This is a genomic window from Longicatena caecimuris, from assembly GCF_018406465.1.
Taxonomy (GTDB): Bacteria; Bacillota_I; Bacilli_A; order Erysipelotrichales; family Erysipelotrichaceae; genus Longicatena; species Longicatena caecimuris.
Genome location: NZ_AP024510.1, coordinates 1894397 through 1921222, shown reverse-complemented (window position 1 = coordinate 1921222; position 26826 = coordinate 1894397). Strand labels below are relative to the sequence as shown.

The 26826-nt window shown below is 38.3% G+C and carries 20 protein-coding genes and 1 pseudogene; 16 read left to right on the top strand and 5 right to left on the bottom strand.

The window, feature by feature from the left end:
* The first annotated feature begins 472 nt into the window (after window positions 1–472).
* From KJS44_RS09010 to ltrA, 3 genes are all read left to right on the top strand, one after another.
* Window positions 473–724 carry a hypothetical protein gene (locus KJS44_RS09010; protein ID WP_008687775.1) on the top strand — a complete coding sequence of 84 codons (252 nt, stop codon included), beginning with the start codon at window positions 473–475 and terminating at the stop codon, window positions 722–724.
* A gap of 128 nt (window positions 725–852) precedes the next feature.
* A complete protein-coding gene (locus KJS44_RS09005; RefSeq protein ID WP_017144677.1) occupies window positions 853–5853 on the top strand; it encodes a Cna B-type domain-containing protein in 5001 nt (1666 codons plus the stop codon).
* Between the two features lie 862 nt (window positions 5854–6715).
* Complete coding sequence (ltrA, locus tag KJS44_RS09000) at window positions 6716–8035, top strand: group II intron reverse transcriptase/maturase (protein WP_017144676.1); 1320 nt, start codon at window positions 6716–6718, stop codon at window positions 8033–8035.
* Between the two features lie 276 nt (window positions 8036–8311).
* Here ltrA and KJS44_RS08995 read toward each other — a convergent pair.
* Together KJS44_RS08995 and KJS44_RS08990 are read right to left on the bottom strand one after the other, a co-directional pair.
* Window positions 8312–8820: pseudogene (locus KJS44_RS08995) on the bottom strand (ISL3 family transposase); the annotation flags it as partial.
* Between the two features lie 290 nt (window positions 8821–9110).
* Window positions 9111–10133, bottom strand: a complete 1023-nt coding sequence (locus KJS44_RS08990) for a N(5)-(carboxyethyl)ornithine synthase (protein ID WP_008687777.1) — start codon at window positions 10131–10133, stop codon at window positions 9111–9113.
* 114 nt (window positions 10134–10247) lie between these two features.
* Here KJS44_RS08990 and KJS44_RS08985 point away from each other — a divergent pair, with 114 nt between their 5' ends.
* Window positions 10248–10907, top strand: coding sequence for a hypothetical protein (locus tag KJS44_RS08985; RefSeq protein WP_008687778.1), 660 nt, complete (start codon window positions 10248–10250; stop codon window positions 10905–10907).
* A 57-nt stretch (window positions 10908–10964) separates the two neighbouring features.
* On the opposite strand, the gene KJS44_RS08980 is transcribed toward KJS44_RS08985, so the two are convergent.
* The gene (locus KJS44_RS08980) at window positions 10965–11471 is read right to left on the bottom strand and encodes a peptidoglycan-binding domain-containing protein (RefSeq protein ID WP_008687779.1); all 507 of its coding nucleotides are present in this window, start codon (window positions 11469–11471) and stop codon (window positions 10965–10967) included.
* 158 nt (window positions 11472–11629) lie between these two features.
* On the opposite strand from KJS44_RS08980, the gene KJS44_RS08975 reads away from it, so the two are divergent.
* Window positions 11630–12379 (top strand): MSCRAMM family protein, encoded by a 750-nt coding sequence (locus tag KJS44_RS08975; protein WP_008687780.1) that lies wholly within the window; start codon window positions 11630–11632, stop codon window positions 12377–12379.
* Here KJS44_RS08975 and KJS44_RS08970 read toward each other — a convergent pair.
* Window positions 12343–13278, bottom strand: a complete 936-nt coding sequence (locus tag KJS44_RS08970) for a PfkB family carbohydrate kinase (RefSeq protein ID WP_008687781.1) — start codon at window positions 13276–13278, stop codon at window positions 12343–12345. The two genes, KJS44_RS08975 and KJS44_RS08970, sit on opposite strands and share 37 nt — an antisense overlap.
* Window positions 13279–13407: 129 nt before the next feature.
* On the opposite strand from KJS44_RS08970, the gene KJS44_RS08965 reads away from it, so the two are divergent.
* Together KJS44_RS08965 and KJS44_RS08960 are read left to right on the top strand one after the other, a co-directional pair.
* The gene (locus tag KJS44_RS08965; RefSeq protein WP_008687782.1) at window positions 13408–14250 is read left to right on the top strand and encodes a metallophosphoesterase; all 843 of its coding nucleotides are present in this window, start codon (window positions 13408–13410) and stop codon (window positions 14248–14250) included.
* Window positions 14243–14776 (top strand): GNAT family N-acetyltransferase, encoded by a 534-nt coding sequence (locus KJS44_RS08960; RefSeq protein WP_008687783.1) that lies wholly within the window; start codon window positions 14243–14245, stop codon window positions 14774–14776. The genes KJS44_RS08965 and KJS44_RS08960 overlap by 8 nt, the downstream gene beginning before the upstream one ends.
* A 277-nt stretch (window positions 14777–15053) precedes the next feature.
* Here the strand turns inward: KJS44_RS08960 and add are convergent, their stop codons facing one another.
* Window positions 15054–16064, bottom strand: coding sequence for an adenosine deaminase (gene add / locus KJS44_RS08955; protein WP_008687784.1), 1011 nt, complete (start codon window positions 16062–16064; stop codon window positions 15054–15056).
* A 149-nt stretch (window positions 16065–16213) separates the two neighbouring features.
* Between add and KJS44_RS08950 the strand changes: the two genes are divergently transcribed.
* The 9 genes from KJS44_RS08950 to pyrF all read left to right on the top strand — a co-directional run bounded on the left by KJS44_RS08950 (window position 16214) and on the right by pyrF (window position 26825).
* Complete coding sequence (locus KJS44_RS08950; protein ID WP_008687785.1) at window positions 16214–17173, top strand: exonuclease domain-containing protein; 960 nt, start codon at window positions 16214–16216, stop codon at window positions 17171–17173.
* Window positions 17170–17634, top strand: a complete 465-nt coding sequence (locus tag KJS44_RS08945) for a hypothetical protein (protein ID WP_017144673.1) — start codon at window positions 17170–17172, stop codon at window positions 17632–17634. Before KJS44_RS08950 ends, KJS44_RS08945 begins: the two co-directional genes overlap by 4 nt.
* A 368-nt stretch (window positions 17635–18002) precedes the next feature.
* Window positions 18003–18896 (top strand): aspartate carbamoyltransferase catalytic subunit, encoded by an 894-nt coding sequence (locus tag KJS44_RS08940; protein WP_008687792.1) that lies wholly within the window; start codon window positions 18003–18005, stop codon window positions 18894–18896.
* A 10-nt stretch (window positions 18897–18906) separates the two neighbouring features.
* Window positions 18907–20193: a dihydroorotase gene (locus tag KJS44_RS08935; RefSeq protein ID WP_008687793.1), complete on the top strand. Its 1287-nt coding sequence runs from the start codon at window positions 18907–18909 to the stop codon at window positions 20191–20193.
* Entirely contained in the window at window positions 20190–21269 is a 1080-nt protein-coding gene (gene carA / locus KJS44_RS08930; RefSeq protein ID WP_008687794.1) for a glutamine-hydrolyzing carbamoyl-phosphate synthase small subunit, read from the top strand. The genes KJS44_RS08935 and carA overlap by 4 nt, the downstream gene beginning before the upstream one ends.
* Before the next feature lies 1 nt (window position 21270).
* Entirely contained in the window at window positions 21271–24471 is a 3201-nt protein-coding gene (carB, locus tag KJS44_RS08925) for a carbamoyl-phosphate synthase large subunit (RefSeq protein ID WP_008687795.1), read from the top strand.
* 1 nt (window position 24472) lies between these two features.
* Window positions 24473–25216: a dihydroorotate dehydrogenase electron transfer subunit gene (locus KJS44_RS08920; RefSeq protein WP_008687796.1), complete on the top strand. Its 744-nt coding sequence runs from the start codon at window positions 24473–24475 to the stop codon at window positions 25214–25216.
* Entirely contained in the window at window positions 25216–26124 is a 909-nt protein-coding gene (locus KJS44_RS08915) for a dihydroorotate dehydrogenase (RefSeq protein ID WP_008687797.1), read from the top strand. Before KJS44_RS08920 ends, KJS44_RS08915 begins: the two co-directional genes overlap by 1 nt.
* Entirely contained in the window at window positions 26124–26825 is a 702-nt protein-coding gene (gene pyrF / locus KJS44_RS08910; protein WP_008687803.1) for an orotidine-5'-phosphate decarboxylase, read from the top strand. Before KJS44_RS08915 ends, pyrF begins: the two co-directional genes overlap by 1 nt.
* Window position 26826: the final 1 nt, after the last annotated feature.

Here is a 26826-nt window from a genome sequence, read left to right as displayed (position 1 = left end):
AAGGAAAAGTTAGTATCTCTGATATAGATAAATTTGTTTCACAATCTAGTAATCCCAAAATATTGTAAATAGATAGTGTGACATATGGTAGCATAACCTATTTAATTACACAAGTAGAACATTTGGCTGTAACTGGATATGAAACAGTAATAATGACTAATGTGAATACATTTTCAAATCGACCTTCAGGTAACTGAGATTAGGCTAGAGTGAAAAGAATCTTTCCAAACGTAACGAAATCAAATCAAGAGATGATTTTATGTTTTTTAAGAATCGTTTTCATACCTTAGATTTAGAAAACATTACTTCTTTACCTGTTCAAATGTTTTATGTGTTTAGTAAATTGTAAGAAGTTTCATTACCCAAAGTAACAGTGGTTGAAAAAGCCGATTAGGAACTAATACCTTTATGGAAACCCCAATTGAAATAGTTAATATGCCTTCCCTTTTAAAAGTAGGAAATAAAATGTTTTATGACGGTAATTTTTTTAAAAACTATTACAATACCATATGTACAAGAGGTAGAGGAATTAGAGTTTTATAGAGCCAATGTGCTAGAGGTTGTCGACTTACTGTTGGTGAAGAAAGTTGGGAAAAACGCATTTCGTGTTTTAAGTAATCTAAAAGAAATCAAGATGCGGGAAGTTGAAGAGTTAGAGAATTTTGAAAAAAGTAGAAGAGAAAAAGGGCTTTTCCAATTCGAAGATTGGGTACTTTATGAATAAAGAATTAAGAAAGAATCTAATATCTTTTTGATGCCGTTCATTATTTATTCTGAATCACGAATATATTAGAAAAAACACATAAAATAAAGAACAATGTTTTATATAAGGAGAGAAAGAGAGATGCAATTATGAAGAAAATATTTAGAGTCATGCCAATATTATTACTTTTAGTTAGTTTAATAACGTTTGCAATACCCCAAAATAAAGTGTTTGCAAATAATGACAACATTGCTTTTGGTGAGAATGAAGCATCAAATTATGTGGTTCATACAACGATGGAATCAGATAAACAAGCAGTTGCAATTGATATTAAAATAGAAGCAAAAGAGAATATCAATATACAGAAGGTAACTTTACCGGATAAAAGTGAAGTTTCTTTAGTAAATTCAAGCATCACTTATCGTGCGTTAGAAAATGGTACATATGTATTTACTGTGTATTATACAAAAACAGAGGGTACTAGTTCTGAGGTCATTAATGATAAAAATCAAACAAATGAAATTTTGACAGTGGATATTACAGTAGATGTGGATGATATTGAAAAATTAATAGAGAAAGAATCATCTGAAAATATTGAAAAGAGTAAAGTTGATCAAGAAAAAGTTGCTCAAGAAAAAGTTGCTCAAGAAAAGTTAAATAAGGAAAATGTGTTAAAAGAAACAAAAATTGAAGATTCAGTACAGGTTTCTACATGGGCAGAGTTAGAGACAGCACTACTAAATAAAGATAATATTTTTATAGAAATAACAAAGGATATTGAAATAGAAGATGAAATCCTTATACAGAATGGAAGAACGGTGCATTTTACTGGTGTCGGCAGGCTGGTCCGTTCTGAAAAGCTTGATAAATCATTGCATATGATAAATATAGAAGAAGGAGGAAATGTGTATATAGAGGGTATTACTATTGATGGTAATAATGTTGGTGATCGATTTATGAACATGAAAAGAGTTGCCACTGCAATAGAAATATCAGGAAAACTTACATTAGTATCTGGAACAATTACTCGACACACCTGCTATGTGATTCATATGCAGGGAAAAAATGCTGAATTTCATATGCAAGGAGGCATTATTACTGAGAACGAAGCTTCTTCTGGTTTATTAATAGAAGATCATGCTACCTTTATAATGGATGGGGGAGAAATCACAAAAAACTCCTTTGATAATTGGTCAGATATGGAAGAAAATGGAATTTATTTATTAAATGGAAGTAAGTTTATATTAAATAATGGATACATCACAAATAATATATGCGATGGATTAATGAGTGGAATTGTTAATGTTAGTGGTGGTCGAAGTAATCGAGATGAAGATGCTGCAAGTTTCGTTATGAATGGGGGAGAAATTTCCAATAATTATAGTAATAGAACAGCTGGAGGAGTAACTGTTGGTACTTGGTTAGATCCTGATTATGTAACAGTTGCTAACTTTCAAATGAATGGTGGTAAAATATCCAATAATACTTCTAGATTCAGTGGTGGAGGAGTTTTTATTTTATGTAATGGTGAATTTGAGATGAATAATGGGGAAATCATAAATAATCAAGCTCCTATGGGAGGCGGAGTCTCAGCATTTGATGCTTTTGTTGCGATGGGGGCAGGTGATGCTGGTTTTGATATAAATGATTGGGGCACTAAGTATAATTGTCCTGCTGCATTCACTATGAATGGTGGTGTGATATCCGGGAATAGCACAAATGACGCCATTCAAGCAGATGCTACACAAGGTACAGGTGGTGGTGTTTATGTCGCTTCGAATAAAGTGACATTGAATGCTGGCAAAATAACTAATAATAAGGCAGAAGATCAAGGTGGTGGTGTATATGTTGGAAGTATTCCTTATGAACTTCATATGTATAATACCTTGATTACAGATAATGATGCAACTTTATTAGGAGGAGGGATATGGTCTTGTCCTACTGGTAGTGTACAAATTCATGTGAATAATGGAGGGGCATTGTTTGATAATAATGCCTTGACAAATGCAGCAGGAGATGATTATGTGTCTGTTCCAAGAAGTGATAAGTATATTACAACACTTGCTGAGAGAATGCTAGGGGGAGGCAGTGTTACATATTATGAAGATGGAAAGGTTTTAGAATTAGGAGTATTAGGAAAACCAGATCCATCCGTCTCTCGATTTGATCCTGCAAATCATGGGGAACCAATAAAAAATATTAGTAATAGTAAAGAAACATATGCTTTGAAAGTTGATACAACACAGAATGCAAAAGAAATAGCAAAGGATGCAGCCAAGCTAATTATTTCAGGAAATACTTCTGTAAGAGGTGGTGGAATAGGAACAAATGGAAGTGTCGTTATTGGAGAAGAAGAGAATAATCAAACCATTCATGTAGAGAAACAATGGGCAACTATAGATGGAAAAACACCGACAGTAAAAGTAGACCTAATTCGTATTGATCAAAATGGGAATAGAACAATTCTTGATACAGTAGAATTAAATGAAACGAATAATTGGAAGGTAACATTTAACCATTTACCGTTGCAATATACTTATGATGTTGAAGAACATGCAATGGAAGGATATAGAGCAACATATGAGAAAGTTGTGAGCGAAAATGAAATATCTATAATTATTAAGAATACACAGAGTACCATCGAAAAAAAAGTAACAAAAGTCTGGAATGATAGTAATAACCAAGATGGAATACGACCAAATGAAGTAAAGGTACAACTTTTAGCTAACGGAAAGGCCTTTGGTGAAGTGCTCACAATGAATGAAAAAAGTAATTGGAGTGCTACTTGGAAAGATCTTCCAAAATATAAATCAGGAAAAGAAATTGAATATACTATAAAAGAACTAGATACAATTTCTGGATATGAAAGTAAGATAGAAAGTGATAAGGATGGAAACTTTATTTTAACAAATACACATGCTGTCGAACTTATCAATAAAACTGTAGCGAAGATTTGGAATGATAGTAACAATCAAGATGGAATACGACCAAATGAAGTAAAGGTACAACTTTTAGCTAATGGAAAGGCCTTCGGGGAAGTGCTCACACTGAATGAAAAAAGTAATTGGAGTGCTTCTTGGAAAGGTCTTCCAAAGTATGAATCAGGAAAAGAAATTGAATATACTATAAAAGAACTAGATACAATTTCTGGATATGAAAGTAAGATAGAAAGTGATAAGGATGGAAACTTTATTTTAACAAATACACATGCTGTCGAACTTATTAATAAAACTGTAGCGAAGATTTGGAATGATAGTAATAACCAAGATGGAATACGACCAAATGAAGTAAAGGTACAACTTTTAGCTAATGGAAAGGCCTTCGGGGAAGTGCTCACACTGAATGAAAAAAATAATTGGAGTTCTTCTTGGAAAGATCTTCCAAAGTATGAATCAGGAAAAGAAATTGAATATACTATAAAAGAACTAGATACAATTTCTGGATATGAAAGTAAGATAGAAAGTGATAAGGATGGAAACTTTATTTTAACAAATACACATGCTGTCGAACTTATCAATAAAACTGTAGCGAAGATTTGGAATGATAGTAATAATCAAGATGGAATACGACCAAATGAAGTAAAGGTACAACTTTTAGCTAACGGAAAGGCCTTTGGTGAAGTGCTCACAATGAATGAAAAAAGTAATTGGAGTGCTTCTTGGAAAGATCTTCCAAAATATGAATCAGGAAAAGAAATTAAATATACTATAAAAGAACTAGACACAATTTCTGGATATGAAAGTAAGATAGAAAGTGATAAGGATGGAAACTTTATTTTAACAAATACACATGCTGTCGAACTTATTAATAAAACTGTAGCGAAGATTTGGAATGATAGTAATAACCAAGATGGAATACGACCAAATGAAGTAAAGGTACAACTTTTAGCTAATGGAAAGGCCTTCGGGGAAGTGCTCACACTGAATGAAAAAAATAATTGGAGTTCTTCTTGGAAAGATCTTCCAAAGTATGAATCAGGAAAAGATATAAATTATTCTATAAAAGAAGTAACAATTTCTGATGGTTATACAAGTAAAACCGAGATTGATAAGGATGGAAACTTTATTTTAACAAATACACATGCTGTCGAACTTATCAATAAAACTGTAGCGAAGATTTGGAATGATAGTAACAATCAAGATGGAATACGACCAAATGAAGTAAAGGTACAACTTTTAGCTAATGGAAAGGCCTTCGGGGAAGTGCTCACACTGAATGAAAAAAATAATTGGAGTTCTTCTTGGAAAGATCTTCCAAAGTATGAATCAGGAAAAGAAATTGAATATACTATAAAAGAACTAGATACAATTTCTGGATATGAAAGTAAGATAGAAAGTGATAAGGATGGAAACTTTATTTTAACAAATACACATGCTGTCGAACTTATCAATAAAACTGTAGCGAAGATTTGGAATGATAGTAATAACCAAGATGGAATACGACCAAATGAAGTAAAGGTACAACTTTTAGCTAACGGAAAGGCCTTTGGTGAAGTGCTCACAATGAATGAAAAAAGTAATTGGAGTGCTTCTTGGAAAGATCTTCCAAAATATGAATCAGGAAAAGAAATTAAATATACTATAAAAGAACTAGACACAATTTCTGGATATGAAAGTAAGATAGAAAGTGATAAGGATGGAAACTTTATTTTAACAAATACACATGCTGTCGAACTTATCAATAAAACTGTAGCGAAGATTTGGAATGATAGTAATAACCAAGATGGAATACGACCAAATGAAGTAAAGGTACAACTTTTAGCTAATGGAAAGGCCTTCGGGGAAGTGCTCACACTGAATGAAAAAAATAATTGGAGTGCTTCTTGGAAATATCTTCCAAAGTATGAATCAGGAAAAGAAATAAATTATTCTATTAAAGAAGTAACAATTTCTGATGGTTATACAAGTAAAACCGAGATTGATAAGAATGGTGATTTCATAATTACAAATACTCATGTGCCAGAATCTCCAATCACTCCTGAAAAACCAGATGAGCCAACAAAACCAAAAGATGAGTATACTCCATCTAATAATAAGGCACCACAAACAGGAGATTTTACAAATGTTTCACTATATTTGGTATTTGTTTCTACATCCATAATTGCCATGTCCTTAATTTTTGTTAAGAAAAGAAAATTAAAAATGAAATAAGATTACATAAAGACTTGAAATAACAATTAAGCATTTTCTGGGAGGCTGACAATATGAAAAAAATTAGCCTATGAAGCATTTAATGATTCATTTACAGCATATGGTATCCTCATTAATAAAAAGGTGTATATGCTTATTAATCAGCAGCATCAGCTTTTGCACAGGAAGCAGGAGTTTTAGAAAGTTACCTTATGGAATAATAAATAAGGGAGGTTGATGAAATTGGATTTTTCTTCGTTTAATTATAAACGTTAGAAAGAAAATGAATAGTAAAGATTGACATAAAAAACACACCTGAGCTTTTCTTCCTTAGGTGTGTTTTCATGTGTGGCGGGCATGCCACATATCTAGGGTGAAAATCCCTCGGGGCGTAGTTATCGACGAACCCAAGAGCGACTTGCAAGTTTCATATCGTGAGGTATGGGAGAGAGGAAGCAATAGCGAAATCGTGGCTTAACGGACAAGAAGTCTGAACATTAAATTCAGACGGCTGATAATAAGGCGGCATTAGCGGATGAGATGGCATGAAGCATCAAAGTCCAAAAGATAACCGTAACCTAATGGCGTAAATCAGATAAGTAAACGAGGAAAGATATGTGACTTACCCCGCGAGGTCTCATTGACTCAGTAGGCGAGACGTAGAACGACGGGCAGTCGAGGAGTAGTAACAACGAACAATGAGAAGTCAGCAGAGGTCATATTAGGTAGAGATACTGAAGGACCGAACGTTTTAATCGAACGAGCAAAATGTATGTTTCTTACAATAATCAGACAAGGAAATGAGTGAAAACGTAAATGAGCAAATATCCAAAACACGTATGATGATTCGTAAGAAAGCGGAAAGGAAAGGAGTGCACAAAGTATGTCAGAACTATTAGAAAAGATACTGAACAGAGAAAATATGAACAAAGCCTATAAACGTGTAAAAGCGAATAAAGGAACAAGCGGAATTGATGAAATAACAATTGATGATGCCTATGTTTATATAAAAGAAAACTGGGAACGTATCAGAGCAGAAATCACAGAAAGGAAGTACAAACCACAGCCAGTAAAGCGAGTTGAAATACCAAAACCGAATGGAGGAACTAGAAATCTGGGGATACCAACGGTAATGGATAGAATCATCCAGCAGGCAATGGTACAAGTATTAAGCCCAATATGTGAAACGTTCTTTTCGGATTATAGTTATGGATTCAGACCAAATCGGAGTTGTGAGCAGGCCATAAATAAATTATTGGAATATATCAATGATGGATATGAATGGATAGTAGACATTGACTTAGAGAAATTCTTTGACAACGTGCCACAGGGTAAATTGATGAGTTATGTACACATCATCATAAATGATGGAGATACAGAGTCGCTCATACGAAAATATCTTAAAGCAGGTATCATGATAAACGGAAAATATGAAAAGAGTGAAAAGGGAACACCACAAGGTGGAAACCTATCACCATTACTAAGTAATATTATCCTAAATGAATTAGACAAAGAATTAGAAAGCAGAGGGTTACACTTTACCAGATACGCAGATGACTGTGTGATAGCGGTAAAAAGTAGAGCCAGTGCGAACAGAGTGATGTATACAATAACAAAGTGGATTGAACACAAATTGGGACTGAAAGTAAATGCGACAAAAACGCATATTACAAGACCTAATAAATTAAAATATCTAGGCTTTGGATTTTATTATGATACAAAAGATAAGAAATATTGTGCAAGACCACACGCAAGTTCCATACAACGATTTAAGAGGAAACTGAAACAGCTAACAATCAGAAAGAACACAATGGCTTTAAATGAAAGGATAAGACAACTGAACCAAGTAATACGAGGATGGATAAACTATTATTCCATATGTAATATGAAAACACATATGATGAATATAGATAAACATCTTCGTACAAGACTTCGAGTAATTATATGGAAGCAGTGGAAAGTTCCCAGCAAGCGACAGTGGGGATTACAAAAACTTGGGATTTCAAAAGATAGAGCAAGACAGACATCATATATGGGAGACCATTATCAATGGGTAGTAACCAAGACATGTGTGATAAGAGCAATATCAAAAGAAAAACTAGCCCAAAAAGGACTAGTCAGTTGTTTAGATTACTATATAGAGAGACACGCTTTGAAATTAAAACGAACCGCCGTATACGGAACCGTACGTACGGTGGTGTGAGAGGGTGATTTATTTCACCCTACTCGATTGGGTAATCAAATTTTTTAGGGTTTTTCGCCAGATATTTAGGGGGCAACTTCAGTGGGATGAAGGAAACAAACAAAGAATTTAAGACCCCTAAAGTTAAAAAGAAAAGGAATCAGCAAAAACAGTGCTGATGATATGATCCCTTTTTAGGTTATGCTCTATTTGTTTTTATCAATTTATTAATTGTTTTTTACTTTATAGTTGCCACGTTTTTTTCCTCTGTAACTGTGTATTTCTTCCTGAGGCTTTGGCATATTTCTTATTTTCAGAGATATCAATATGAACTTCGTCAACAGAAAGAAATTCAGGAAGTTTCAATCGTGGCAAGTCAACGAAAGCAGTGAAAATATCATGAATCTTCGTATCTGAAAGATGAAACTGCCTGGCAATAGATGCAGAGGAACGGCTGAGATCCTTCATAGCTTCTAGGATGAGCATAGGTGTAATATCAGTAGATTGTTTATATGGCTTGAAGAAAGGATAAGATTCATTGACATAAGTCTTACAGTTAGTGCATTTCCACTTTCTCTGGCTAACGATAAAGATAATGCAGGTAGAATCCTGTAAAATAGGGTGTTTGATTTTTCTCTTATAGATGCCTTTAGAAGCATCCTGCATGAGCAGTTAGGGCAGTAAGTGGGTATAGGCGGTCTTGAAATATAGACATATTTCGTATCGCCAGCAACTTCAACATTATCAATACTGATAGAGCCATCATCAGGTAGGCTCAGCAATTTAAAAATATAAGAATAATCCATGAGTTACCTCCTTTTAACAGAGAGCATAACCATGAAATATTATAAATAAAGAAACAGGCAGATTCACCTATTTCTCATTTGAAATAACCCCCTAAAGTCTAGACCCCTAAAGTTGCCCCTAAATTTCAGACCCCTAAAGATTTTGGATACCCTTTTCATTTTCCACTAGTATTACAGCTTTTTTCTTAAGCTGGTATATCATCAGTTATCACTGGTTTCTTAATCATCTTATTCAATTTGGTATATGTTACCGCTATTAAGCAAAGGATGATGTCAAAACTAGCTGGCAATCAATCGTTTTCAGCCATCTTGTTTTTAAACAAGATGTTGTTATTTTCGAGCATCTGCAGATAAACAAAGATGTCGTTATTGGTAAAGACACCATCTTTCAGAATGTTTGCTTCTTGTAAAACAGGGTCATTGCCATCTGCAATCAGGATATCCAGATAATGTGCACAGATCGGTCCGCAATCCTCTAAGAAGCTTCGATGAAACAAGCTAGGTGTATGATCAACAGCATAATGCAATATCCCATCAATCTCATACACCGGATGGGTAAAGGTTGTTGGTTGAGAAGATTCAATGGCACAATGTGCATCGCAGCTAACATCAATGATCATCGCATGTGGTTTCATCTTTTTTAGATCACTGAGATACAAAATGTGATCACTTCGTTCAACATCCCATAAAATACAATTTATGATAACATCATATTCCTGAAAATGATGAAGAAATGCTTGTTCAGCCTTACGTGGATAAACATCCACATAAGCACCTAGCTGATACAATATTTGCATAGCTCCTTTTGCTGTGTTGCCATTTCCTAAGATTGCTACTTTCTTCCCTTGAGGAAGTGTTCCGTATAATTGAAAAGCATGTAAAACAGCAGCCTTGCCAGCCAATTCACTGTTTTTATAGAAAACAGCACGACCTTCCTCATACATGTTTTCCCAGGCAAAGGCATTCATTTTTTTACGCATCAGCAATTCTGCGCGTTCTTTGGTTTCGGCAGGATGTACCCAGCCAAACAAAATCGTGCCATCTGCCAGATCCTGTAGATAGCTGGCATCTCCGATTTTTGGGTCGCAGATGATTTGCTTTCTCATCACTTCTTTAGGATCATCTATATGAGCGCCACTAGCTCGATAATCCTCATCTGAAAATCCGCATATCTCTCCATAGCCATGGCAGAGATACAGTTGTTCCTTGTGTTTCATAGATGCGATGTCGCATGGACGTAAAACGCGGCGATGTTCATGTTCTTTTGTCGGAATCATTAATCCTACGGTATTCATGAGATCATCTTCTTTCATGTTGCATCCTTAGTATAACATAGATGAAAACAGAAGGAAAAGAATTCATGAAATCCTTTCGCAAACAGAAAAGGGTATGCTATAATTACTAACAGAATAGAAAGTAGGAATATCATGGAACAAAAAGAAACCTTAGAAGCCGTAGAAACAAAGGAAGTAACGGCGGAATCTGTAGATTTTCAATTTGAAACGGTGTTGAATGAAATCTATCAGGATTTTAAAATTATGGATGAGCATGTAGATGCCGGATTAGATGCACGATTAAAAGAATTGTTGACGCATACCGAAAATGAGTTAACAAGTGAAGAATATATGAAGCTTATGTATATGGAAGGATTGAAGTATGAACAGCAGGAAAATAAAAATGCTGCACGCTTTTGTGCCATGCGCATGCTGAAAATTAAGGAATGCTATGAAAATCCTAAGAAAAAACGTCCGCGTTTTTTGGATATGATTCCTTATACGATACCGGAAGAAATGCTTGAGTTTATTGAGCGTTACACGGATTTTTTGGAAGATACATATAACTTCATCAGTAAACGTTTGTTGTTAATTACTGCTGGTTTAGTTGTTATTATCCTTTTAATCTTTATCCTTGTTTTAAAATTGAATTTTTTAATGTCACTTATAAATGCTGCTTTGATTGGTTTATTGAACTATATCCTACAAAAGCGTCGCTTACCGGATATGTTTCAGAAGAATCAAACTGCAGCAATTGAGCATTATGTAGAGGACGATGTACTTGAGTTTGATCGTCCTGTGCGATATTCATAAACTTATGGAAGATATCTTTGCAAGGGGATGTCTTCTTTTTTTATACGTTTGTAAAGGTTAGAGCTTATTACGCTCATTGATGATGCTATCCCAGGTCATGCTACCGATGACACCATCGACATTTAAATCATATAAATACTGATATTGCTGTACAGCAGCGACGGTTCTTGGTCCATAGATGCCATCTACCGGAATCGGACGCAGACATTTATTGGTGGCTGCAATTTCATTGAGGTATTCTTGCATTTTAAATACGGAAAGTCCTTGTTGACCGCTGGATAAATAAAAACCACGATTGGCAACCGGAATATTGGTGACGACACCTAATTCACGAAGCTTATCGACAAGAGAATTCCAGGTATTATAATTAATAACACCATCAATTGGTAAGCCGGCATAACGTTGCCATTCCCGTACGGCTGTTTCTGTTAATGGGCCAAAGACACCATCTTGTTTATTCACGGTAGAAATTAGATTCCGTTGTTGCATCATATTCAGATATGCCTGCAGTTTGTTCACACCGATACCGAGGTCACCTCGTTTAATTACATATTGTGTAGCCATTCTTTCATCTCCTTTCCTTATACTATATGTAACATGTGCATATTCATCTCAATGATTGCCTAGAAGCATCGACATGAAGAGAGGAAACAAAGGATGTTTTTAGATGAAAAAGGTTTTTTTTCATTGCTTTGATTCATACACTGTCATGAGGTGAGCATATGAGATTATTCAAGTGGATTGGGTCAGTATTGGTGAGTGTCTTCTTGATGGTAACAGCGGTTACCGCAAAAGAGGAAGGATATTGTGTTGAAGGTAAAGTGTTAGATGAAAAGGGACACCCTGTACAGGGGGCAAGTTTCACTTTATATCAATATGGTGCCGTTATGAAAGATGCTGTTATCACCAATGCCAAAGGAGAATGGAAAATTACAGAATTGCCGGCAGGAGATTATGTGCTGAGTCAAGAAAGCAGCCCTTATGGCTATGAGATGATGGAAAAACCACTAGCGATTTCGTTGCAGCAGGATAAGACACTTGTTGTAGATACAATACGTAATGCGCATATGGAAGGGAGTGTGCGGATATGGTTACAGGATGAAAAGGGAAAAGCCATTGCAAAAATGTCTTTACAAGTGTTAGATGAACAGAACCAGCGTTGCTGTCAGGGGGAAACGAATCAAGAGGGGATGTTTATGGCGGAACATCTTTTTTTAGGTAATTATCGTTTAGCCGTTTTAGATGAGCATTTATATAAGGAGAATGAGGAAGGTCTGCGTTTCACGATGACTTCGAAAAATCATAAGCAGATTCAGAATATTTATTTCCATTTGCAGAAAAAAAGCGGTAATGTTTCATCCTCACATGACGCGCTTTATTTATTTTTGGGTTTATGTTTTATTGCATGTGGCAGTATCTGGTGGTATTTACATTATCATGGTTTCCAACAATTACGTAAAGATTTTATGTGAGGGAATAAGTCTATTACATCTTCTTTACGTAAGTCAGCACCTACATGTGAAACAACTTTTGCAGCTAGCTGATTGGCATAGAAAAGGGCAGTTGGCCAATCCTTTTTCATGTGTCTTAGGGCAAGCAAAGCTCCTATATGGGTATCACCGGCTCCAATCGTATCTGTTACTTGTACACTTGGGGAAGGAATGGTGAATGCTTGCATGCCATCATAGAAATAAACACCATTCGCTCCTAATGTAATGATGATTGGTGCATGACTTTGGGCATAAAGCATTGTGGCAGCTTGTTGAATGCTCGTTGAATGGGTATAGGATAGTGCTTCTTCTTCATTGATATGAAGTATGGCATGCATGCGTAACAATGCCTGCATGCGCTCTGACGGTATTTTACAAATTCGTGGCCCAGGGGCAAAATAGATAGTCACTTCAGGGTGTTGTTGGAGCCATTCTAAAATATAACGACCACTATCTTCCTCTATTTCTAAACCGCAAATATATACACTGTCAAAGGTATAGGCATTCAGTCTTGTGAACCAAGCTTTCTGAAAGCGATATTCACAGCCATGTAAGGATAAAAAGGTACGTTCACCACTATCCTCAACTAAGCAATAACAACAGCCGTTTTCGTCTTCAACATCTTCGATTATGGAATGCATATGGTTATCATGCAGATGAGTACGTACATAATCTCCATAAATTCCTTTGCCCACAGGCGAAAACAATACATAGGGTTGTTGGAGTACTTGTAACACTTGCGCAGCGTTGTATGCACAACCACCTAATCGCATCGTTTGGGTATACAGATGTACATCTTGTGCTGTTGTGGGAAGTTTAGGTAATGTCAGGATGACATCACAGACACAGGAACCAATGATTCCGATATGCGTTTCTTTCATGAAAATCTCCCTTTACTTTTCTATGCTTATTCGTGTAAGTATTATAGCATAGCTATTAAGGAAAAGAATAGGAAAAGACAGAAAAAGGTGGTATAATTTTACATAGAAATCCTATGTGAGGTGAAACATATGAAAAATAAAACAAAGGCCTTTTTAGCAGGGGCAATGTGTACAGGGGGCATTTGGTGGAGCTATCATGAAAATCATACCTTAGATTGTGAAACCTTTGTGTATCAGAATAAAAAGGTACCGAATGCGTTTCATGGCTGTCGCATATTGCATATCTCTGATTTGCATAATACCAGCTTTGGACATTACCAGAAAAAACTGTTAAAAGAAATACAGTTTGCACATGCAGATATCATTGTAATTACCGGTGATTTAATTGATGGAGCAAGAAGCAAGGAAACAAACCTTAGACCTATGAAAGCCCTCATTCAGGAAATTGTACGTATGGCTCCTGTGTATTATGTACCGGGAAATCATGAGGCGAATAGTCCTATTTATTTAACACTGGTTGCATATTTGCGAAAACAAGGCGTTAAGATTTTGGATAATCGCATAGCTTATTTATCAAAGGATGACGATACAATGGCTATCGTAGGTGTGAAAGACCCATATTTTTATGAGGATAGTTCTTCGCAATTTGCACGAACTTTGGTTGAACTGCGCAAAGCGGTTAAAGATGATTTTACGATTTTATTAAGTCATCGTCCGGAATATTTTCCTTGGTATGAAGCTTGTGGCTATCATTTGATTTTTAGTGGTCATGCCCATGGCGGTCAAATAGGAATCGGTCATCGACAGGGATTATTTTCTCCTCATCAAGGATGGAAACCTACTTATTGTGATGGATTGTATCATGGAAAAGACAGTGTGTTAGTTGTCAGCCGTGGATTGGGAAATAGTAAGTTCCCTTTGCGCATTCATAATCATCCGCATTTGATTACGGTCGTATTGTCTCATGGATAACATCTTAGAAACAAATCGCTTAGTATTTCGTAAGTTGTGTTACGATGATATGGATAATTTAAAGAAAACATTGCAGGATGAAGTCGCCATGTATGCTTATGCGCATGCATTTAGTGATGAAGAAGTGGAAGCGTGGCTACAGCGCCAGTTAGCTCGTTATGATGAAGATGGTTTCGGTTTATGGGCGTTGATTAGGAAACATGATGGTAATTTCATAGGACAGTGTGGTTTAACAATACAAGAAATCGATGGTCGAAAGCTACTTGAAATCGGCTATCTGCTACAGCGAGCATATTGGCATCAAGGGTATGCGATTGAAGCAGCGAAAGCAGTGAAGGAATATGCGTTTACCAAATTTCATGCCCCTTGGGTCTTTTCTATCATTCGCGATAATAATGCGGCATCTATCAAGGTTGCAGAACGTAACGGCATGATAAAAACTGGCGTTATCGTTAAGCAGTATTACCATATGGATATGCGCCATTTTGTGTACTGTGCCGAAAATCCATATATTCATAAACAGTGAACAAAAAGATAAGAAAAAATGAAGATAGTATCTTAAGTAAGGAAGTGAACCCTAACGTTTGGATAACCAAACGAAAAGGGTTCTTTTCAGAATACAATAGGTACGATCTTCTTATTTTAGCGTTTTCGCATAGCCGCTAACTCCACCTTTTATCTTTTCAAGAGTATACTAATCGTTGTGCGTTACGAATGCTTTGTTTCTAGTAGCATAACAGCTTTTAAAAGGATAAGAATGAAAAGGCAAGTAAACCATGCCAAAAAGATATATTCTTTTAGCATCACAAAGACTCCTTTTGCAAAAGGTTACGCAATTCATTCTTTTCATGTTCACTTAAAAAGGCAGCTTGCAGCGAAGTTGACAGACAGGCAGCTAAATCTTCTTCCTGAAAATTTTGGTACTTTATCAGATAAGCATATTCTTTATCTAGGTCGGTATGTGAAATGGTCATATTATCGGTATTGATTGTGATAGGAATGCCATAGGAGAGATATTGATGAATAGGATGTGCCTCATACGATGCTGTGACTTCACATTGTACATTACTGGTAATACAGACTTCTAGCGGTATTTGTTGATCTCTTAATAAAGCCATGACTTCTTCATCTTGCAAGGCACTTGTCCCATGCCCAATCCTTGATGCTCCAAAGGCAATGGCGGTTTCAATGTTTTCTGGACCATAACTTTCACCAGCATGAATGGTCAAGGGAATTTGATAAGAGCGTGCCAAAGCAAATAATTGTTTGAAATCTATCATCGGGGCTAACCCTTCTGCACCGGCTAAATCAAGGGCAACGACGCCATCCTTAAGATAGCGGTGACATAAATGCACAGTTTCTACATTCGCCTGATGTGTTAGCGATTCTTCACCAAGTACCATCATACATAAAATGAAATTTACTTTAAGTTGCGAAAAGCGCAAGGCACAATCTTTTCGTGCCTGCAATAAGATTTCAACTACACGCTGTTGTGATAAACCACCTCGCGTATGCTGTTGTGGAGCAAAGCGGATTTCAGCATAGATAAGACCTTGATTAGCTAAGTTTTCGATGCACGCACACATGCCAAAGTATAACGCTTCCGGTGTCTGTAATAAAGCTAGCGGTGTATCAAAACGTGCTAAATAATCGTACAGGGAATGACAATCAGCATCTACCTGCATCCGTTTTTGAAAGGCTTTTTCATCTAGTTTTTGTAAGGATGGGTGTTGCTTTGCCAAAGTATACGCATATGCTAAGGGTAAAGAACCATCAAAGTGTAAATGTAAGTCTATTTTCTTATGTGTAAACATAACCAGTGCTCCTTTTTCTTAAAACTATTTCTATTTTACCATGAATTGCCAGCATATTTCACATATACGCAGGCAAATTGCTGAAAAAGGGAGCCCTTTATTGCTTTCTATTTCAAATCTTACTATAATAAGAACAGTGAGGTAACAAGATGATTCAAGTATATATTGATGCAGAATTTGATGCAGTGCGCTATCAGAAACGCTTTGAACAGGCGGTCATCAGTTTTGGTGCTGTGGCTTGTCGACAAAAACAGATGTTAGATACGTTTTACACATTAGTACGGCCAAGATATTTTCGCCATTTGACACCTGTTGTAAAAAAGATGACGCATTTAAAAGATAAAGAAATTTTAGCTGCTGAGCCCTTGGAAGTGGTCACAGAGCATTTTTTATCATGGTTGCAACGCTTTGGTGAGTTAGCCGATATTCAGTTATACAGCTGTGGGCCGGATGATCCCAGAACATTAATGAAAAATTGTGCTATTCATCATATTGATGGTGCACTGTTTGATCGTATTCAAGATTTACAAAAAGAAATATCCGCAACCGTAAAATTTCAAAATAAGATTATTTCTCCAAGCTTATCTTTGGATGATATGAAGCTGATCTATGATATTCAGGGGGCTGTTGATCATAATGCATTAAATGATGCGAAAGATCTGATGTATATTCATCAACGTTATTTAGATGGTAATGCACAAAATGCTCAGCGTATCTTGGATATAGTAAATCGTAAAGAGGCTAAACAACAGGAAGTGCGACAGAAACAAAATGAACGATTGCGGACCATGATGATTCAGCAATTTCAAAAATATCCAAAAGAATTCGTGAAGATACCTTTATTGCCAGAAGTAATAGAGCAGTTTCAACTTTGGGAGGACAGAGAAACAAGAACTCATATGCATTGGAAACGGAAGAAGTTTATTCAAGGTGAAATGTGTTATCCATATGACGAATTGCAATTATGGATGAAAATTGATTTGCAGGATGAAATGCCAAGCGTATCTTTACGTTTTCTACATCGTCAAAAAGATGTTGTAAAAAAATATCCACTGCATTATCGCAATGCTACGATGGTTGAAGCAATCTTAAAGCGGGTGTTAGCATGATGGATTCATCCATACAGCGAAAGATTTATATAGAAGGAGCTAAGCTGAAGCTTTATGTCAATGATTTAAAAAAGCAGTTAGAGCAGTTGCAGCATGCGCCTTTTTGGGATAGAAATCCATATATTCGCAGTAACCAGGCCAAAAAACATTTACAGGCACTAAACCAAAGTGTCGAACAATGTGTAGATGCTTTATTATCTTATACGGCATTGTTAAGTACGAGTGGCCTTTGTGCTAAAAAAGAGTTGCATGCTTATTTCTTCATGTATGATTTTTTATTTCAATTTCATGATGATATAATAAGACAAGAATATGCCCATCGCTTATTGACGCGAGATGTGGAGCTTACATCACGTTTTTATGAATTTTTCCGCTATAGTGAGCAATTTATTGCCAATCAAGAAAAAAAGTACAAGATACTGGCAAATGATGAAACAGAAATGCTATATAATAAAAGATAGTAAAGGAATGGAAGAACGTTTCTTAATAGACCATATAGGAAAGGATCTATCTGTGTTATAAAAAGACATTCAAAAATAATAGAAAGAAATGGTAGGGCATGCGATATCCGTATCGTTAAGAAGTTACGCATCAAAAAAGGAAGTGATTCAGAAAGCTTAAAATGCAGTGTAGAAATAAGATGAGCTAATGTGCGTATGAATTTCATAAAAAAATTCTTGTAATCTTGATGATATATGGTAAAATTATCAATAGAAAAAGGTCCTTTAAAATAATCCAGAGAGGTTATGAAGGAAAGATAACTGGAGATAGTGATGTAAGGTCCTTTTGTATGCAAAAGGGCTTTTTTTAAAGCCATGGAGGTTAGGTTATGAACAAAAACAGTTTGTTAAGAATCTGCGATTTAACAAAAGAAGAGATTTTTGATATTCTCCATGATGCTGAAGCGTTTTCGTGTTCCCAATCAGATTGGCAATTTCCTCGTCGTACGTTGATTGCTAATCTTTTTTTTGAACCAAGCACACGAACGCACTTCTCATTTGCATCAGCACAGCATCAATTAGGAGCAAGCGTGGAAAACTTCACCGCACAGGGAAGCAGCGTTGAAAAAGGAGAATCCTTATACGATACCGTAAAGACATTTGAAAGCATTGGCTATGATGCGCTTGTTATTCGCCATAGTCAGGATGAATACTTTAAAGAATTGGAAAATATTCAAATTCCAATCTTGAATGCAGGAGATGGCTGTGGGAATCATCCAACCCAATGCTTATTGGATCTATTAACGATCTATCAAGAATTTCACACCTTTGAAGGCATTAAGGTTGCCGTGATTGGTGATGTAAAACATTCTCGTGTCGCAAACAGTATCAAGGAAGCTATGGATCTGCTAGGTGGAGAGGTATGCTTCAGCGGACCTAAAGAATGGGTAGAAACTGATGCTTCTTATAAAGATATCGAGGAAGCTGTGCAATGGGCAGATGTTGTCATGATGCTGCGCATCCAGCATGAACGCCATCAAGAAACCATGAAGATGTGCAAGGAAGAATACTTGCAAAACTATGGTTTGACAAAGGAAAGAGCGGCCATGATGAAGCCAAATGCGATTATCATGCATCCTGCACCGGTCAATCGCGGTGTGGAAATTGACAGTGACTTGGTAGAAGCTAAAAACAGCCGCATCTTTCAGCAGATGAGCAATGGTGTGCTGGTACGTAAAGCGGTTGTGAAACGCGCGTTAGGCTATGCACCATTTGATCGCTAGGAGGAAGCATATGAAACTGGTAAAAAATGGCTATTTGCTGTTGGATAACGAGTTAAAGAAAGCAGAAATGCTTTTTGATGAAACCGGGATCAAACAGATAGCAGAACATATTGATGATACTGAGGCGGAAGTGATTGATGCCGCAGGACATGCGGTATTGCCAGGTTTGATCGATGCACATGTGCATTTGCGAGAACCGGGTTATACGCATAAGGAAACGATTCAAAGCGGCACCAAGGCAGCTGCCCATGGTGGTTTTACAACGATCATGGCGATGCCCAATGTCATCCCTTATCCGGATAATGTTGATACGATGACTGCCTACTTAGCAAAAATCAAACAGGATGCACTTGTTCATGTACTGCCATATGCTTGTATCACAAAAGGGGAAGCCAGCAAGGAAGTCGTAGATATGAAAGGACTGAGTGCCATGGGCATTCATGCTTTCTCTGATGATGGTGTTGGTGTGGCAACAGCGGAAATGATGAAACAAGCGATGCAGGCATGCAAGGAAGTAGATGGTATGATCGTGGCACATACGGAAGATATGCGCTATCGCAGACCAAAGGCTTGTATGCATGAAGGCATTCGCAATCAAGAATTGCATCTATTAGGTATTCCCAGTGCTTGCGAGTATGCGCAGATGAAACGTGATTTAGACTTAGCGAAAGCTATTGGTTGTCGCTATCATGTGTGTCATATGAGTGCGAAGGAAAGTGTTGCCTATTTAAAAGAATATAAAGCGCTTGGTGTGGATTGCAGTGGTGAGGTAACCGCACATCACTTGTTGCTAAATGAGATGGATGTTGAAGGTCCTAACCATAAGATGAATCCACCGCTGCGCAGCGAAGAAGATCGCCAAGCACTGATCCAAGGCTTGCTGGATGGCACGATTGATTTTATTGCGAACGATCATGCCCCTCATGCAGAAGCAGAAAAACAAAAAGGTATGGAAGAGGCACCCTTTGGCATTGTTGCCTTAGAAACCGCCTTCCCCTTACTATATACGAAATTTGTGAAAGAAGAAAAACGCTTTACCTTAGGACAGCTCGTGTATTGGATGAGTGAAGCTGTGGCAAAACGTTTCCGCTTAAAGCGCAAAGGTAAATTAGCCGTAGGCTATGACGCTGATTTCATCCTTGTAGATTTGGAAAGCTATCACAAGGTGGACAAAGACAAGTTTTATTCGAAAGGTAAGAACACACCATTTGATGGTGTAGAGGCAGCAGGCTGGGTCATCCAGACCTTCTGCAATGGAACCTGTGTGTATGAACACAAGAAGGAGGAATTCGCATGAAAAAAAGACGCTTGATTTTAGAAGATGGCAGTGTGTATGAAGGAATTGCTTTTGGCGCTGACAATTATCGTATGGGAGAATTGATCTTTCAGACCGGTATGAGCGGTTATCAGGAAATCATTTCTGATTTATCGTATTATGGACAAATCGTTATGATGACGTATCCGGCAATGGGCAACTGCGGCATCAACCGCGATGATTTTGAAAGTATTTCCCCTATGGTATTTGGCTTTGTTGTAAAAGAATACTGTGAACAACCTAGTAACTTTCGCAGTGATATGACACTAGATGCCTTCATGAAATTAAAAGGTATCCCGGGCATTGCCGATATTGATACTCGTGAAATTACGCGTAAGATTAGAGATCATGGTACTTTAAAGGCAATCATGGCAGATGAAGATGCAAATGTGGAAGAAGTTGTTGCCATGCTGAAAAACAGCGAATTGCCTCATGATGGAGTACAGCAGGTATCTACGCAAAAACCATTCCCGATTCCATCACGTGGCGCAAAGGTTGTCATGGTGGATATCGGAACGAAGTTTGCGGTCATCCGTGAATTTAACATGCGTGGCTGTGACTTGGTTGTTGTGCCTTACAATATGAGTGCTGAGGATATCTTAGCAATCCATCCGGATGGTGTAGTCTTCAGCGGTGGCCCTGGGGCACCGGAAGATATTCCGGAAACGATTGCAACCTGCAAAGCTTTATTAGGCAAGCTGCCAATGTTGGGCATTGGTTTAGGTCATGAAGTGATCGCCTGTGCATGTGGCGCAAAAGTCGTTAAGATGAAGGTTGGCCATCATGGCAATAGTTCACCGGTACGTAACTTAAAGAAAAATAAAATTGAGTTTACGGCGCAAAACCATGGCTATGAGATTGCCGAAGATTCCCTTATCGGAACCGGCTTGATTGTGACTTATAAGGCATTAAATGATAATTCGATTGAAGGTTGTGAACATGAAACTTATCCATTGCTGTCTTTCTCCTTTGAACCAGAGGCTGCTCCAGGAGCAGATGACTGCAATTATATATTTGATGATTTCTGCAAGATGATGCAGGAAAGGAGTGCTGAATAGAATGCCAAAGAGAACAGATATTAAGAAAATCATGGTGATTGGTTCTGGACCAATCGTCATCGGACAGGCGGCAGAATTTGATTATGCCGGCACACAGGCTTGTACCTCTTTGCGTGAGGAAGGCTATGAAGTCGTTTTGATTAACTCTAACCCTGCAACGATCATGACCGATTCAGTCATTGCGGATCGTGTTTACATTGAACCATTAACACTGGAATTTGCCAGCCGTATCATCTATAAAGAACGTCCGGATGCTATTTTGGGCAGCTTAGGTGGACAGACCGGCTTGAATCTGGTCGTTGAATTGGCAGAAAGCGGCATCTTAGATGAATACCATGTGGAAGTTTTAGGTACGGCATTGGATGCTATTGAAAAAGCCGAAGACCGTGATAAATTCCGTGAACTGATGTATGAAATCGGTGAACCGGTACCGGAAAGTGTCATTGTGCATACGATTGAAGAAGCCGTTGACTTCGCAAATATAAACGGTTATCCGGTTGTTGTACGTCCAGCCTTTACCTTAGGTGGTACCGGTGGTGGTTTTGCGCATAGTGAAGCCGAACTACGTACGATTTGTGACAATGGTTTAAAGATTTCTCCGGTACATCAGTGTCTGATTGAACAAAGCATTGCGGGCTATAAAGAAATCGAATACGAAGTTATGCGTGATAATGCAGATAATGCGATTGTTGTCTGCAACATGGAAAATGTGGATCCGGTTGGTATTCATACCGGAGATTCTATCGTTGTAGCACCGACGCAGACCTTAACCGATCGTGAATGTGGCATCATGCGTGCATCTGCTTTAAAGATCATTCGTGCCTTAAAGATTTGCGGTGGTTGTAACGTCCAGTTGGCTTTAGATCCAAATTCCTTTAAATACTATGTGATCGAGGTCAATCCGCGTGTTTCACGTTCCAGTGCCTTAGCAAGTAAGGCAACCGGTTATCCAATTGCCAAACTAGCTGCGAAGGTTGCGGTTGGTCTGACGCTGGATGAAATCATCAATCCGGTTACGCAGACAAGCTATGCCTGTGTAGAACCATGCATCGACTATGTTGTTGCGAAATTCCCACGCTTTGCCTTTGACAAATTCCCGAAAGGGGATCGTAGCTTAGGTACGCAGATGAAGGCAACCGGAGAGGTCATGTCCATTGGACGTACCTTTGATGAAGCTATCTTAAAAGCCATTCGCTCTCTTGAAATGAAGACCGATCATCTGGAACAAAAGGATGTCAATGCCTTAAGTGAAGAAGAGTTGTGGAAGAAGTTAGAACGCAGTGATGATGAACGTATCTATGTGATTACCGCTTTATTAAGAAGAGGTGCCAGTGTAGAGGATATCTTTAACGTAACGAAGATGGATCGCTATTTCTTAAATCGTTTCAAAAATATCGTTGCCTATGAAGAAGTCATCGCTGCCCATAAAGGGGATTTAGAAGTCTTACGACATGCGAAGAAAATGGGCTTTGCGGATAGCTATATCGCCAGAAAATGGGAGATGAGCGAGCGTGAAGTATATGAACTGCGCAAACAGCATCAGATCATTCCGGTATATAAGAATGTGGATACCTGTGCCGGAGAGTATATATCCCATACCCCATACTTATATTCTACGTATGAGCATGAAAACGAAAGTATCTCCAGCAATAATAAGAAGATCATCGTGCTAGGAAGTGGTCCTATCCGCATCGGACAGGGTGTCGAATTTGACTATGCGACCGTACATTGTGTAAAGACCTTGCGTGAATGTGGCTATGAAGCCATCGTTATTAACAACAATCCGGAAACAGTATCGACAGATTACTCCATTTCCGATAAATTATATTTTGAACCATTGACGATTGAAGATGTTATGCACATCATCGATCTGGAACAGCCATTAGGTGTCATTGTGCAGTTCGGTGGACAGACCGCTATCAACTTAGCCGATAAGCTGGTAGAACGCGGGGTGAAGATCTTAGGTACTTCTTTAGAAAATATCGACCGTGCCGAAGATCGCCATGAATTTGAAGAAATGCTGCATAAGCTAGAAATTCCACAACCAATGGGAGAAACGGCGGTAACGGTAGAAGAAGCCTTGGTGATCGCAAATAAAATCGGATATCCGGTATTAGTGCGTCCAAGCTATGTACTAGGAGGCCGTGCCATGGAAATCGTGCATAACGATGATGACTTAAAGGTATACATGGCAACTGCGGTAAAAGAAATCAGTCATGATGCCCCAATCTTAGTAGATAAATATATCGTTGGTAAAGAGATGGAAATTGATGCTATCTGTGATGGTGAGCATGTGTATATTCCAGGTATCATGGAACATATCGAGCGTGCCGGTGTCCATTCCGGTGACTCAATCTCCGTTTATCCAGCACCAACAGCTTCTCAGCAGGTGAAGGATACGATCATTGAGTATGCCATCCGTATCGGAAAAGGTTTCCACTTCATCGGCTTATACAATATTCAGTTCATTGTCGATAGAGATGAGAAAGTGTATGTGCTGGAAGTAAATCCACGTTCTTCTCGTACCGTACCATTCTTATCTAAGATTACCGGTGTACCAATGAGTTATGTGGCAACCCGCTGTGTACTTGGCCATTCCTTAAAAGAACAGGGCTATGAAGAAGGCGTACATCCAGAAGGTGAACGTGTCTTTGTCAAAGCACCAGTCTTCTCTTTCGCAAAACTGCGTAGTGTTGATACAACCTTAGGTCCAGAAATGAAATCAACCGGAGAAGCCTTAGGCGGTGATGATACATTAGAAAAAGCTTTATATAAAGCGCTTTTGGCAAGTGGAGTGAAGATTCCTTTGCATGGCAATGTCTTATTGACGGTTGCGGATGCGGATAAGCAGGAAGGCTTAAAGATAGCGAAGCGTTTCTCAAACATCGGCTATGGTATCTATGCGACCAAGGGTACAGCAAATCTATTAAAAGAAAACGGTATTTATGTACGTACCGTAAATAAAGTAAATGAAGCAGAAGGCGAGAATGTGGTAGATGTCATTCGTAAAGGACGTATCAATTATGTCATCAACACAATGAGCATTTCCAAGACCGCTAATCAGGATGGCTTTGAAATTCGTCGTGCCGCTGCTGAAAACAACATCAGCTGTTTCACGTCACTGGATACGGCAAATGCTATTCTGCGTGTACTGGAGGCACAGACCTTTACAACCATTTCTATGAATGAATTGGAGGATTAAGATGCAGGAAGAAAAAGGAATTATCCAAAGTAATGAAAAAATTGCCAAAGATACCTACCGCATGAAAATTGCGGCAGGTATGGCAAAGGATATGAAACCCGGACAATTTGTGAATATCAAGATTGATGGCTATATGCTGCGTCGTCCCATCAGTATCTCTAGCATTGAGGCGGATGGCTTTGTCATCGTTTATAAGGTCGTTGGCGATGGCACTTTAGCCTTAGCTAAGAAACATGCGCATCATATCATTGATGTCTTCGGACCTTTAGGCAGCAGCTATCCGATTCATGAAAATCGCAATGAAGTCTTATTGATTGGAGGTGGCGTTGGTGTGCCGCCGCTGTATGAATTAGCGAAACAATATCGTGTGTTACGCAAGGAAGTACATGTTGTCTTAGGATTTAATGATAAGGACAGCGTCTTCTATGAACAGGAATTTAAAGCCTTAGGCTGTCATGTCGTCGTAGCTACGATGGATGGCTCTTATGGTGTAAAAGGAACGGTCATGGATGCCATTCAGGCCCATGCCATTACTTGTGATTTTACTTATAGCTGCGGTCCGCGTCCGATGTTAAAGGCGATAGAAGCTGCTTATCAAAAAGGATATATGTCTTTTGAAAGTCGTATGGCATGTGGTATTGGGGCATGCATGGCTTGTGTGGCAAAGGATAAACAAGAAGCTGATCTTTATCATCGCATTTGTAAGGAAGGACCGGTATTCCCAATCGGAAAGGTGGAATTCTAATGGATCTACATGTAAAACTGCCAGGATTAAACCTGAAGAATCCGATTATTCCAGCGAGCGGCTGCTTTGGCTTTGGCCGTGAATTTGCGGAATTATATGATTTAAGCATACTGGGAGGCATTGCGATAAAGAGTGCTACCCCACAGAAACGTTTTGGCAATCCGACACCACGTGTTGCGGAAACACCAAGTGGCATGTTAAATGCCATTGGTTTACAAAATCCCGGTGTCGATGTTATCATGGAAAAAGAACTGCCATGGTTAGCACAGTTTGATACGGAAATCATTGCCAATGTAGCAGGTGCCAGTGAAGAAGAATACGTTGAGGTCATTGAGAAACTGAATGCTTCACAGGTTGTTAAAGCTTATGAATTAAATATCAGTTGCCCGAATGTTAAACATGGCGGTATCGGTTTAGGCACAACACCTGAACTGGCTGCCAAAGTAACCAAAATGGCCAAAGCAGCAGCGAATAAGCCGGTCTACGTGAAATTATCTCCGAATGTTACCAACATTGTCGAGATTGCGAAAGCGGTAGAAGAAGCGGGAGCCGATGGCTTGGTCATGATCAATACGATGATGGGCATGCGCTTAGATTTGCATACCGGAAAACCAATCTTGGCGAATGTTACCGGAGGCTTAAGTGGACCTGCTATCAAACCGGTAGCCATTCGTATGGTGTATCAGGTAGCCCAGGCTGTTAACATCCCGATCATCGGAGTTGGGGGTATTACCAGAGCAGAAGATGTCTTAGAATTCTTATATGCAGGAGCAAGTGCTGTTGAAGTTGGCATGCAGAACTTTATTGATCCTTACTGTTGTGTTAAAATAATTGAAGAGTTGCCAAAGGTTCTTGAAACCTATGGGGTAAACAGTTTACAAGAAGCTGTAGGAAGGAGTTTTAAGTAATGAGCAGAACGATGGTAGCATTGGATTTTTCAAAAAAAGAAGATGTGATGAATTTTCTTGATAAGTTTGATAAACCTATATATGTAAAGGTTGGAATGGAATTGACCTATGCGTTTGGTTTTGAAATGATTCGTGAAATCAAGGCAAGAGGGCATAAAATCTTTCTTGATTTGAAATTGCACGATATTCCAAACACGGTAAAAAACGGAATGAAGAATCTGGCAAAGCTGGATGTGGATGTGGTAAACTTGCATGCGGCCGGTGGCAGTGCGATGATGAAGGCAGCCATGGAAGGCTTAAACGAAGGAGCTGTCAATGGCAAACGTCCTTTGTGTATCGCAGTCACACAGTTAACCAGCACTTCACAGGAAGCTATGAATGAAGAATTGTTGATTCCCGGAGATGTGAAGGATGTCGTTATTTCCTATGCTAAATTGGCAAAGGAAAGCGGCTTAGACGGTGTGGTTTGTTCCGTGCATGAAGCACGAGCCATTCATGAAGCATGCGGGGCTGACTTTTTAACGGTAACCCCAGGCATTCGTTTAAGCTCTGATTCTAAGGATGATCAAAAACGTGTGGCTACTCCACAGTTTGCCAAAGAAGAAGGCTGTGACTATATCGTCGTAGGCCGCAGTATCACCAAGAGTGAAGATCCATATAAGACATATAACGAAATAGAAGCAATCATGGAGGGAAAATAAG

What these genes read in the sequence shown, in the direction of transcription:
- KJS44_RS09010 (WP_008687775.1), top strand. Translation starts at nt 473, where the DNA reads ATGACGGTAATTTTTTTAAAAACTATTACAATACCATATGTACAAGAG.
- KJS44_RS09005 (WP_017144677.1), top strand. Translation starts at nt 853, where the DNA reads ATGAAGAAAATATTTAGAGTCATGCCAATATTATTACTTTTAGTTAGT.
- ltrA (WP_017144676.1), top strand. Translation starts at nt 6,716, where the DNA reads ATGTCAGAACTATTAGAAAAGATACTGAACAGAGAAAATATGAACAAA.
- KJS44_RS08990 (WP_008687777.1), bottom strand. Translation starts at nt 10,133, where the DNA reads ATGAAAGAAGATGATCTCATGAATACCGTAGGATTAATGATTCCGACA.
- KJS44_RS08985 (WP_008687778.1), top strand. Translation starts at nt 10,248, where the DNA reads ATGGAACAAAAAGAAACCTTAGAAGCCGTAGAAACAAAGGAAGTAACG.
- KJS44_RS08980 (WP_008687779.1), bottom strand. Translation starts at nt 11,471, where the DNA reads ATGGCTACACAATATGTAATTAAACGAGGTGACCTCGGTATCGGTGTG.
- KJS44_RS08975 (WP_008687780.1), top strand. Translation starts at nt 11,630, where the DNA reads ATGAGATTATTCAAGTGGATTGGGTCAGTATTGGTGAGTGTCTTCTTG.
- KJS44_RS08970 (WP_008687781.1), bottom strand. Translation starts at nt 13,278, where the DNA reads ATGAAAGAAACGCATATCGGAATCATTGGTTCCTGTGTCTGTGATGTC.
- KJS44_RS08965 (WP_008687782.1), top strand. Translation starts at nt 13,408, where the DNA reads ATGAAAAATAAAACAAAGGCCTTTTTAGCAGGGGCAATGTGTACAGGG.
- KJS44_RS08960 (WP_008687783.1), top strand. Translation starts at nt 14,243, where the DNA reads ATGGATAACATCTTAGAAACAAATCGCTTAGTATTTCGTAAGTTGTGT.
- add (WP_008687784.1), bottom strand. Translation starts at nt 16,064, where the DNA reads ATGTTTACACATAAGAAAATAGACTTACATTTACACTTTGATGGTTCT.
- KJS44_RS08950 (WP_008687785.1), top strand. Translation starts at nt 16,214, where the DNA reads ATGATTCAAGTATATATTGATGCAGAATTTGATGCAGTGCGCTATCAG.
- KJS44_RS08945 (WP_017144673.1), top strand. Translation starts at nt 17,170, where the DNA reads ATGATGGATTCATCCATACAGCGAAAGATTTATATAGAAGGAGCTAAG.
- KJS44_RS08940 (WP_008687792.1), top strand. Translation starts at nt 18,003, where the DNA reads ATGAACAAAAACAGTTTGTTAAGAATCTGCGATTTAACAAAAGAAGAG.
- KJS44_RS08935 (WP_008687793.1), top strand. Translation starts at nt 18,907, where the DNA reads ATGAAACTGGTAAAAAATGGCTATTTGCTGTTGGATAACGAGTTAAAG.
- carA (WP_008687794.1), top strand. Translation starts at nt 20,190, where the DNA reads ATGAAAAAAAGACGCTTGATTTTAGAAGATGGCAGTGTGTATGAAGGA.
- carB (WP_008687795.1), top strand. Translation starts at nt 21,271, where the DNA reads ATGCCAAAGAGAACAGATATTAAGAAAATCATGGTGATTGGTTCTGGA.
- KJS44_RS08920 (WP_008687796.1), top strand. Translation starts at nt 24,473, where the DNA reads ATGCAGGAAGAAAAAGGAATTATCCAAAGTAATGAAAAAATTGCCAAA.
- KJS44_RS08915 (WP_008687797.1), top strand. Translation starts at nt 25,216, where the DNA reads ATGGATCTACATGTAAAACTGCCAGGATTAAACCTGAAGAATCCGATT.
- pyrF (WP_008687803.1), top strand. Translation starts at nt 26,124, where the DNA reads ATGAGCAGAACGATGGTAGCATTGGATTTTTCAAAAAAAGAAGATGTG.